The sequence below is a fragment of the Devosia sp. genome (assembly GCF_034675085.1).
Lineage (GTDB): Bacteria > Pseudomonadota > Alphaproteobacteria > Rhizobiales > Devosiaceae > Devosia.
Window position 1 is genome coordinate 1 of the sequence record NZ_JAUCDN010000108.1, and the last position, 9954, is coordinate 9954.

Genomic DNA, 9954 nt, shown 5'->3' on the forward strand with positions numbered 1-9954 from the left:
GATTTCGGTCAATGGGGTGAAGCTCTCGCCGGCAAGCCTGCTCGAAAAGCTCAACGAGCTGGGCGGCAGGCATGGCGTGGGGCGGCTCGACCTGGTGGAGAACCGCTTCGTCGGCATGAAGTCGCGCGGCGTCTACGAGACCCCTGGCGGCACCGTGCTCTGGCATGCCCATCGCGGCATCGAATCGATCACGCTCGATCGCGGCGCGGCCCATCTGAAAGATGAGCTGATGCCCAAATATGCCGAGCTGATCTATAACGGCTTCTGGTATTCGCCCGAGCGCGAAATGCTCCAGGCCCTGATCGACAAGAGCCAGGAATTCGTGGCCGGCGAGGTCACGGTCAAGCTCTTCAAGGGCTCGGCCAATGTGGTCGCCCGCACCTCCCCCTATAGCCTCTATTCGGAAGACCTCGTCACCTTCGAGGAAGGCGCCGTGGCCTATGACCACAAGGACGCCGAAGGCTTCATCCGCCTCAACGGGCTGGGGCTCACGACCTGGGCGGCGCGCCACGCCCGCGCCCGCCGCTGAGCCTGGGGACCCCGGCGCACCGCGCCGGGGTCGCCGTTTCAGCGCCGGAAATATTTTCCGGTCCCTCACTTAATCCCTCATTAACGCGAACCGCCCTAGCTTTGCCCCGGCCGTCCTGTGCGGCCCACGAGGGGAGGTGTCGCGTGCAGGCCGAGGGGTCGGGCAGCTTGAGCGAGATGGCCGAAGCGTTGTTGCTCGATGCTGCGCTCGAGAACATTCCCTATGGCTTCTGCGTCTGGTCGCCGCAGTTCCGCCTGGTGATGTGGAACAAGCGCTACCGCGACATATATGGCTTTGCCCGGGATGCCATCCATCGCGGCATGAGCCTCGAGGAGGTGGTGCAGCTTTCGCTCAGCCTGGGCAATCACGAGGGCCAGAGCGTCACCGATTTCTATGAGGCCTATACCGCCCACCTGCTGTCCAACCGCAGCGGCACGCGCACCAGGAGCCGCGAGGTGGTCAATGGCGGGCGCACCATCGAAACCGGCCATATCTATTCCGAGGGGCTGGGCTGGGTCATCACCCACGAGGACATCACCGACGAGATCGCCCGCGCCGAGACCATGCAGAAGCGCAAGCTGGAGCTGGAGCGGCAGAATATCCGGCTCGACGCGGCGGTGAACAACATCTCCCAGGGCCTGTGCATGATGGACGCCAGGGGCCGCCTGGTCATCTGCAACGAGCCCTATGCGCGCATCTACAATCTTCCCGTCGAGCTGCTCAAGCCCGGCACCCAGCTCGAGGACATTCTCAGCCATCTGTTCGACATGGGCATGAGCGCCGGCGGCACGCGCGAGGACTATATCGCCTGGCGGCGCGACGTCATCGCCCGGCGCGAATATGGCAAGAACATCCACGAGCTCAATGGCCGCACCATCATGATGCAGCACCATCCGATGAAGGATGGCGGCTGGGTCTCGACCCATGAGGACATTACCGAGCAGCGCCAGAACGAGGCCCGCATCCGCCATCTGGCCCGCCACGACGCCCTGACCGACCTGCCCAACCGTATCGAATTTCTCGAACAGATGGCCAAGACCGAGGCCGGTCTCAGCCGGGGCGAGATGGCGGCGGTGCTCTATATCGACCTCGACCATTTCAAGGCCGTCAACGACACGCTGGGCCATGCGGTGGGCGACGAGGTCATCAAGCAGGCTTCGGCCCGGCTCTGGGGCACGACGCGCGAGACCGACGTGCTGGCGCGCCTGGGCGGGGACGAGTTCGCCCTGCTCATGCGCCCCATCGACAGCGCCGCCGACGCGGCGCGGGTGGCCGACCGCATCATCAAATCCATCGGCACCCCCATGCTGATCGGCGGCCAGCAGATCGAGATCGGCGCCAGCGTCGGCATCGCCATCGGTCCCGGCGACGGGGTCAAGACCGACGCGCTGGTCAAGAATGCCGACCTGGCGCTTTACCGGGCCAAGAGCGAGGGGCGCTCGACCTATCACTTCTTCGAAGCGGGCATGGATGCCGATTTGCAGATGCGCCGCTCCATCGAGGCGGGGCTGCGCATGGCCCTGCAGCGGGGGGAGTTGCGTCTGGTCTTCCAGCCGCTGCTGGGCCTGCGGGAAAACCGGGTGACCTGCGTCGAGGCGCTGCTGCGCTGGGATCACGAGGGGCGCACCGTCTCCCCGGTGGAGTTCATCCCCATCGCCGAGGAAACCGGGCTGATCGTGGCCATCGGGGAATGGGTGCTGCGCGAGGCCTGCCGCACTGCGGCGAGCTGGCCGGGCGATGTGCGGGTGGCGGTCAATCTCTCGCCCATCCAGTTCAAGAGCCGCGACCTGCTCAACGTGGTGCAGGCCGCGCTCAAGGAGGCCCGGCTCGCCCCCACCCGCCTCGAGCTCGAAATCACCGAATCCCTGCTGCTGGCCGAGAACGACACCAACCTCAAGGTGCTGCACGATCTGCGCGCCATGGGCGTGCGCATCTCCATGGACGATTTCGGCACCGGCTATTCCTCGCTCTCCTATCTGCGCTCCTTCCCCTTCGACAAGATCAAGATCGACCGCTCCTTCATGCGCGACCTGACCAGTCGCGGCGACAGCCAGGCCATCATCAAGGCGGTGATCGGGCTGGGCCAGTCCCTGGGCATGTCCACCACCGCCGAGGGGGTGGAGACCGAGGAACAGCTCGATCTTGTGCGGGCGCAGGGCGTCTCCGAGGTGCAGGGATTCCTGTTCTCCCCGCCTTTGCCGCCGCCCGCGCTGGCGAGTCTGCTCCATTCCAACACCGCCGCAGCGCGCAAGAAGGCGTCCTGATCGCCCGGAGGGGTCAGGTTTCCTGGGGCACGCCATCACGCGAATCTGGAAGATCGCGACACGCTTGAGAATATTTCACGTTTGTTCGGAAGCATCGGCTCCTTCGTCCCCTCTCCCTTTGGGGGAGAGGTGAAGAAAGACCGTCTCGGATCAAAGGCGAAACGCTCTAAGTGTTTGTTTTATCGCGTTTGCGAACCGGAAAACCGGTATCCACTTTTCCTGGAAACGCTCTAGAAGCGGTAATTGGCGCCGATGCGCAGCAGATTGACCGTCGGGGCATTGGCGCGGTGCAGATAGCCGGCGCCGCCGACGAAAAGCGGGCTGGTGACGTCGCCCAGCCGCACATGCAGATATTCGGCGCGCAGGCTCAGGGCATCGGTGACGGCCAATTCGGCGCCCCCGCCCAGGGCCCAGCCGGTGGCCAGTTGCGGCGTGCCCCGCTCATTGCCGGCATCGCCCTTGCTGAAGCGGGCGGCGGCCAGGCCGGCCGTGGCATAGATCATCACCGCGTCGGCGGCCCAGCCCAAGCGCCCGCGCAACGTGCCCAGGGCGTCGATTTCCATCTCGTTCAGCCGGCCTTCGAACGCGGCGTCATCGGCCAGCAGGCGCGCCAGGCTCACATCGGCCTCGACACCGAGAACAACCTGCTCGACCTGCCGCTGATAGCCGGCCTGCACGCCGCCGGCCAGGCTGCGGTAGTCCATGGCGCCGTCCGGCGTCCAGCCATAGCCGGGGGGACTTGCCCAGTCATTGCCGGCCTGCCCCCAACCCTGGCCGATATGGACCCCGATAGAGGCGCCGCTCCAGTCTCCGCCGGCGGTGATTTCATAGGATGGGCGCAGCGGCATCGGAGGGGAGGCGCCGGCGTAATCGGCCGCGCCAGCCGTAACGGTGAACGCCAGGACGAGCATGCATCCACTCAAACAGCGGCCGATCATTCTCACCACCATGCTAAGTCACTGATTTCACTCAGTTTCGACAAACATGGTTAATTTAGGCTTACCGGTCCCGGCAGGATGCAACCCCGCCTTGCGGAGACAAACCTTGTGGATTGGGCCCCGTTGCGCTATGCAGCGCCCGACCCTGCCGGGCCTCCCCGTTTCGGCCCCGGCGCATTCATACCGCATGGTTTGCTCTTCCCCGCCCACCCGAGCGCGCTCCCGTGGGGCGGTTTTGTGGATCATGCACGAGAAGGCGGACCCTTTCATGTCTATGCGCAATATCGCCATCATCGCCCACGTCGACCACGGCAAGACCACGCTGATCGACGTGCTGCTCAAGCAGTCCGGTTCCTTCCGCGAGAACGAGCGCGTCGAGGAACGCGCCATGGATTCCAACGACATCGAGCGCGAGCGCGGCATCACTATCCTGGCCAAGGTGACCTCGCTTTTGTACAAGGACACCCGCATCAATATCGTGGACACGCCCGGTCACGCCGATTTCGGCGGCGAGGTGGAGCGCATCCTGTCCATGGTCGATGGCGTGGTGCTGCTGGTGGACGCGGCCGAAGGCCCGATGCCGCAGACCAAATTCGTGCTCTCCAAGGCGCTGGCCCAGGGCCTGCGCCCGATCGTTGCCATCAACAAGATCGACAAGTCCGACGAGCGTCACCTGGAAGTGCTCGAGGAGATCTTCGATCTGTTCATCGCGCTCGACGCCACCCCCGAACAGCTCGACTTCCCCGTGCTCTACGGCGCCGCCAAGCTGGGCTGGATGGCCAATGAGCCGGGCGGCGCCCGCGAAAGCCTGGGGCCGCTGCTCGACAAGGTGATCGAACACGTACCCGAGCCCCGGGTGGAGGAAGGCCCCTTCCGCATGCTGGTCACCACCATCGAGCGCAATCCCTTCCTGGGGCGCATCCTCACCGGCCGCATCCACTCGGGCAGCATCAAGGCCGGCGATGCCATCCATGCGCTGAGCCGCGACGGCAAGGTCGTCGAGAAGGGCCGCGTCTCCAAGGTGCTGGCCTTCCGCGGGCTCGACCGCAACCCGATCGAGGAGGGCGTCGCCGGCGACATCGTCGCCATTGCCGGGCTGGAAACCGCCACCGTGGCCGACACCATCGCCCTGCCCTCGGTGACCACGCCCCTGGCCGCCAAGCCCATCGACCCGCCCACCCTCTCGGTCACCTTCCGCATCAATGACGGTCCCCTGGCCGGGCGCGAGGGCGACAAGGTGCAGTCCCGCGTCATCCGCGAACGCCTGATGCGCGAGGCCGAGGGCAATATCGCCATCCGCGTCACCCCCGGCGAGGACAATGACAGCTTCGACGTCGCCGGCCGCGGCGAACTCCAGCTCGCCGTGCTCATCGAGAACATGCGCCGCGAAGGGTTCGAGCTGACCATCGGCCGCCCGAAAGTCCTCTTCAAGGAAGAGAACGGGGTGAAGATGGAGCCGGTCGAGGAAGTCATCATCGACGTCGATGACGAGCATACCGGCGCCGTGGTGCAGAAGCTCACCGAGCGCAAGGGCGAGTTGACCGATATGCGCCCCTCCGGCATCGGCCGCACCCGCCTGCGCCTTTTGGTCCCCACCCGCTCGCTCATCGGCTACCAGGCCGAGCTTTTGAGCGACACGCGCGGCACCGCCATTTTCAACCGGCTCTTCCACTCCTTCGTGCCCTATAAGGGCGAGCTGAGCGGGCGGCGCACCGGCGTGATGATCTCCAACGGCACCGGCCAGTCGGTGGCCTTCGCCCTGTGGAACCTCGAGGATCGCGGCCCGATCATGATCGATGCCGGCGTCGATATCTATGAGGGCATGATTATCGGCGAGCACTCCCGCGACAACGACCTCGAGGTCAACGCGCTCAAGGGCAAGCAGCTCACCAATATCCGCACCACCTCCAAGGACGAGGCGGTGCGCCTCACCCCGCCCAAGAAGCTGACGCTGGAGCAGTCCCTGGGCTATATCGCCGACGACGAATATGTCGAGGTGACGCCCAAATCCATCCGCCTGCGCAAGATCTGGCTCGACCCCAACGAGCGCAAGAAGCAGAGCCGCGCCGCCAAATCGGCCTGAAGGGGCGACGATCACGATGTCGTCCCGGCCTTGAGCCGGGACCCATCCTGAGATAACGCCACGTTCACCGGACGCCTGTAGACCTCGGGATGGGCCCCCCGCCTTCGCGGGGACGACACAGAGTGCTATTTGAGGCTGCGCCATGACCGACTGGATCATCCAGACCATTTCCGAATTGGGTTATCTCGGCATCTTCCTGGTCATGCTGGCGGAATCGATCTTTCCCCCGATTCCGTCCGAACTCATCATTCCCTTTGCCGGCTTTGCCGCCGCCAATGGCGATCTCGATTTCCTCGGCGTGCTGGCCGCCGCCACCATCGGCGCGGTCACCGGCATGCTGCCGTGGTATTTTGCCGGGCGGCTGTTCGGGCTCGAGCGGGTGCGCCTGCTGGCCGACCGCTTCGGACGCTTCATGGCCATGAATGCCGACGAGATCGACGTGGCCGTGGCCTGGTTCGGGCGCTTCGGCCCCATCATCGTGCTGTTCGGCCGGCTCATCCCGCTCATCCGCACGCTCATCTCCATCCCCGCCGGCCTTTCCCGCATGCCCCTGCCGGTCTTTCTGATCGCCTCGGGCACGGGCGCCCTGGTCTGGAACCTGTTCCTCACCAGCGCCGGCTTTCTGCTGCACGAGCATTACGAGATCATCGAGGTGGTGCTCGACCCGCTGAGCTATCTGGTTCTGGCCCTGGTCGTGCTGGTCTATCTCTACCGCGTCTTCACCTGGAAGCCGGCCCGCAAGCCGGCCTGAGCTTTTGCAGAATGCGAGGCCCTTGCATTCTGCAAGGCAGGAGCGGCCCCGAAATGCGAATATTCACAAGGCCTTAATCTTTGCCCCCGCGATTGCGGGCCCGGCCCGACTGGCACGCTTCCTGCATTGAAGCCGGTGTCCGGGTTTTGATGTATTGCGTACCGGATGTCAGTCATTGGGGCCTCGTTCCGTGCGACCCGGAGCGGGGCCTCGACTATTGTGCGTCCGGGCCTTGTTGCCGTTTGCAACGGCCCTTAAATAGGGACGCTGACAGCCACAAGGATTCAAGGCCGCCATGATCGCCATCCTGCAGACCCTCTCCATCATTCTTTCCCTGGTCTGGTGGGTGTTCCTCATCATGATCATCATGAGCTGGTTGATCGCGTTCAACGTCATCAACACCCGCAATGCCTTCGTCGACACGGTCTGGCGCGCGGTCAATTCCATCACCGAGCCGATCCTGCGGCCCATCCGCCGCCTCATCCCCCCCATGGGCGGCATGGATCTTTCGCCCATCATCGTGTTCATCATCATCTTCTTCCTGCAATCCTTCATCGCCAACGACCTGCCGCGCATGCTGCGGCTCTACTGAGCCTTGCCCGCCTGCTACCGGCTCGGCCCCGAGGGGCTGAGCCTTTATCTGCGCGTCACCCCCAATGCCGGGCGCGACGCCGTCGAGGGCGTCGAGATCCGCGATGACGGGCGGGCGGTGCTGCGCGTGCGGGTGCGCGCCGTGCCCGATGGCGGCAAGGCCAATGCCGCCGTGCTGGCGCTTCTGGCCAAAGCCCTTTCCGTGCCGCGCTCCTCCATGGCGCTCACCAGCGGGCAGACTTCGCGGCTCAAGACCGTTTCCATCGCCGGGGACGGCCCGGCTCTGGCGCACAGGCTCGACGCATTTTCCATTGCTTAACCAGTCAATCCCGCTAAGCTCGGCTTCGGAGGGGCTTGATCGTGGTCGCCTGTTAGGCATCGGACCGAAAAGTGCGAAGCGGTTTTCGGACGAATCCGATGCCACAACAAACAGATAGAGCGCTCGATCCGATTTTATCGGATCGCCCGGCGCTCTAGCCGGCAAGAGGGGCCGGCCGGCCCGATGGTAAGTCCCCGGAGGAAACCTAGAGGGACTAAGAATGACTTTGGCACTATGGCTGATCGTCCTGTGCGGCGGTCTGTCTATCGTCTATGGCGTAATCACCACTCAACAATTACTTGCCGCCGATGCCGGCACCGCCCGCATGCAGGAGATTTCGGCGGCCGTGCGCGAGGGGGCCTCGGCCTATCTCAAGCGCCAATACACCACCATTTCCATTGTCGGCGCGGTCATCCTGGTCGCCGCCTTCGTGCTCTTGGGCATCTATGCCGCCATCGGCTTCCTGATCGGCGCGGTGCTGTCGGGCGCCGCCGGCTTCATCGGCATGAACGTGTCGGTGCGCGCCAATGTGCGCGTCGCCCAGGCCGCCGTGGGCTCTCTCGGCAAGGGGCTCGATCTCGCCTTCAAGTCCGGCGCGGTCACCGGCATGCTGGTGGCGGGGCTGGGCCTGCTGGGCGTGGCGCTCTATTTCATCGTGCTGACGCAGTTCCTCGGTTTCGCCCCCACCAGCCGCGTGGTCATCGATGCATTGGTGGCGCTCGGCTTCGGCGCCTCGCTGATTTCCATCTTCGCCCGTCTGGGCGGCGGCATCTTCACCAAGGGCGCCGATGTGGGCGGCGACATGGTGGGCAAGGTCGAGGCCGGCATTCCCGAGGACGATCCGCGCAACCCCGCCACCATCGCCGACAATGTGGGCGACAATGTCGGGGACTGCGCCGGCATGGCGGCGGACCTGTTCGAGACCTATGTGGTCACCATCGTCGCCACCATGGTGCTGGCCGCCATCATCCTGCCCGAGGCCTATAAGCTCATCGGCATGGTGCTGCCGCTCGCCATCGGGGGCGCCTGCGTGGTCACCTCGATCATCGGCACCTATTTCGTCAAGCTGGGCGCCGACAACAACATCATGGGCGCGCTCTACAAGGGCATCATCGCCACCGGCGTGCTCTCGCTGATCGCCCTGCTGCCGGTGCTCTGGCTGATCTTCGGCGACATGGGCGTGGTGATCGAAGCCAGCGACAAGACCTTCACCCCCTGGAGCCTGTTCTGGTGCGGCGTGGCCGGTCTGGTCATCACCGGGCTGATCATCATCATCACCGAATATTACACCGGCACCAACCGCCGCCCGGTCAATTCCATCGCCGAGGCCTCGGTCACCGGCCATGGCACCAACGTCATCCAGGGCCTGGCGGTCTCGCTCGAATCCACCGCCCTGCCGGCCATCGTCATCATCGCCGGCATCATCGTCACCTATAACCTTGCCGGCCTGTTCGGCATCGCCTTTGCCGTCGCCACCATGCTGGCGCTCGCCGGCATCGTCGTAGCGCTCGACGCCTTCGGCCCCGTCACCGACAATGCCGGCGGCATTGCCGAAATGGCCGGGCTCGACGCCTCGGTGCGCCACAATACCGACGCGCTGGACGCAGTGGGCAACACCACCAAGGCCGTCACCAAGGGCTATGCCATCGGCTCGGCCGGCCTGGCCGCGCTGGTGCTGTTCGCCGCCTATACGCAGGACCTGATCTACTTCGCCAACCTGCCCGACGCCCCCGCCATCTTCTCGGGCATGGGCGCGCTCACCTTCTCGCTGGCCGATCCCTATGTCGTGGTCGGCCTGCTCTTTGGCGGGCTTTTGCCCTTCCTCTTCGGCGGCATGAGCATGACCGCCGTGGGCCGCGCCGCGCAAGCGGTGGTGGTGGAAGTGCGCCGCCAGTTCAAGGAGAAGCCGGGCATCATGGCCGGCACGGAAAAGCCCGATTACGGCCGGGCCGTGGACATGCTGACCCGCGCCGCGATCAAGGAAATGATCGTGCCGAGCCTGCTGCCGGTGCTCAGCCCCATCGTGGTCTTCTTCGTCATCACCTGGATTGCCGGCCCCGCCGCCGGTTTCTCGGCCCTGGGCGCCATGCTCATGGGCGTCATCGTCACCGGCCTCTTCGTCGCCATTTCCATGACCGCCGGCGGCGGCGCCTGGGACAATGCCAAGAAGAGCTTCGAGGACGGCTTCACCGACAGCCATGGGGTCAAGCACCTCAAGGGCTCGGACGCCCACAAGGCGTCCGTCACCGGCGATACCGTCGGCGATCCCTACAAGGACACGGCGGGCCCCGCCGTCAACCCGATGATCAAGATCACCAATATCGTCGCCCTGCTGCTCCTGGCCGTGCTGGCGCATCTGGGCTGAGGCGATTTGGATGAAACCGAAAGGCCCGGGGGAAATCCCCGGGCCTTTTTTCTTGCCACCGGCGCTGCCCCCGGGCCAGATACCCGGGGCACCCACCCCCACGGCACAAGCGGG

At 65.1% G+C, this 9954-nt stretch carries 7 protein-coding genes and 1 pseudogene; 7 read left to right on the plus strand and 1 reads right to left on the minus strand.

From position 1 onward, the window contains the following. Positions 1 to 529, plus strand: a pseudogene (locus VDP82_RS08705) (argininosuccinate synthase); the annotation flags it as partial. 143 nt (positions 530 to 672) lie between these two features. Then, a complete protein-coding gene (locus tag VDP82_RS08710) occupies positions 673 to 2793 on the plus strand; it encodes a putative bifunctional diguanylate cyclase/phosphodiesterase (RefSeq protein ID WP_323014457.1) in 2121 nt (706 codons plus the stop codon). A 230-nt stretch (positions 2794 to 3023) separates the two neighbouring features. Here VDP82_RS08710 and VDP82_RS08715 read toward each other — a convergent pair whose 3' ends face one another. Beyond that, entirely contained in the window at positions 3024 to 3704 is a 681-nt protein-coding gene (locus VDP82_RS08715) for an outer membrane protein (RefSeq protein ID WP_323014458.1), read from the minus strand. A 295-nt stretch (positions 3705 to 3999) separates the two neighbouring features. Here VDP82_RS08715 and typA point away from each other — a divergent pair, with 295 nt between their 5' ends. The 5 genes from typA to VDP82_RS08740 all read left to right on the plus strand — a co-directional run bounded on the left by typA (position 4000) and on the right by VDP82_RS08740 (position 9840). Continuing rightward, complete coding sequence (gene typA, locus VDP82_RS08720; RefSeq protein WP_323014459.1) at positions 4000 to 5814, plus strand: translational GTPase TypA; 1815 nt, start codon at positions 4000 to 4002, stop codon at positions 5812 to 5814. 142 nt (positions 5815 to 5956) lie between these two features. Beyond that, the gene (locus VDP82_RS08725; protein ID WP_323014460.1) at positions 5957 to 6565 is read left to right on the plus strand and encodes a DedA family protein; all 609 of its coding nucleotides are present in this window, start codon (positions 5957 to 5959) and stop codon (positions 6563 to 6565) included. Between the two features lie 295 nt (positions 6566 to 6860). Then, a complete protein-coding gene (locus VDP82_RS08730; protein WP_323014461.1) occupies positions 6861 to 7157 on the plus strand; it encodes a YggT family protein in 297 nt (98 codons plus the stop codon). A gap of 3 nt (positions 7158 to 7160) precedes the next feature. Next, positions 7161 to 7475 (plus strand): DUF167 family protein, encoded by a 315-nt coding sequence (locus VDP82_RS08735; RefSeq protein WP_323014462.1) that lies wholly within the window; start codon positions 7161 to 7163, stop codon positions 7473 to 7475. Positions 7476 to 7695: 220 nt separating this feature from the next. Further along, positions 7696 to 9840, plus strand: a complete 2145-nt coding sequence (locus VDP82_RS08740) for a sodium-translocating pyrophosphatase (protein ID WP_323014463.1) — start codon at positions 7696 to 7698, stop codon at positions 9838 to 9840. Positions 9841 to 9954 lie beyond the last annotated feature (114 nt).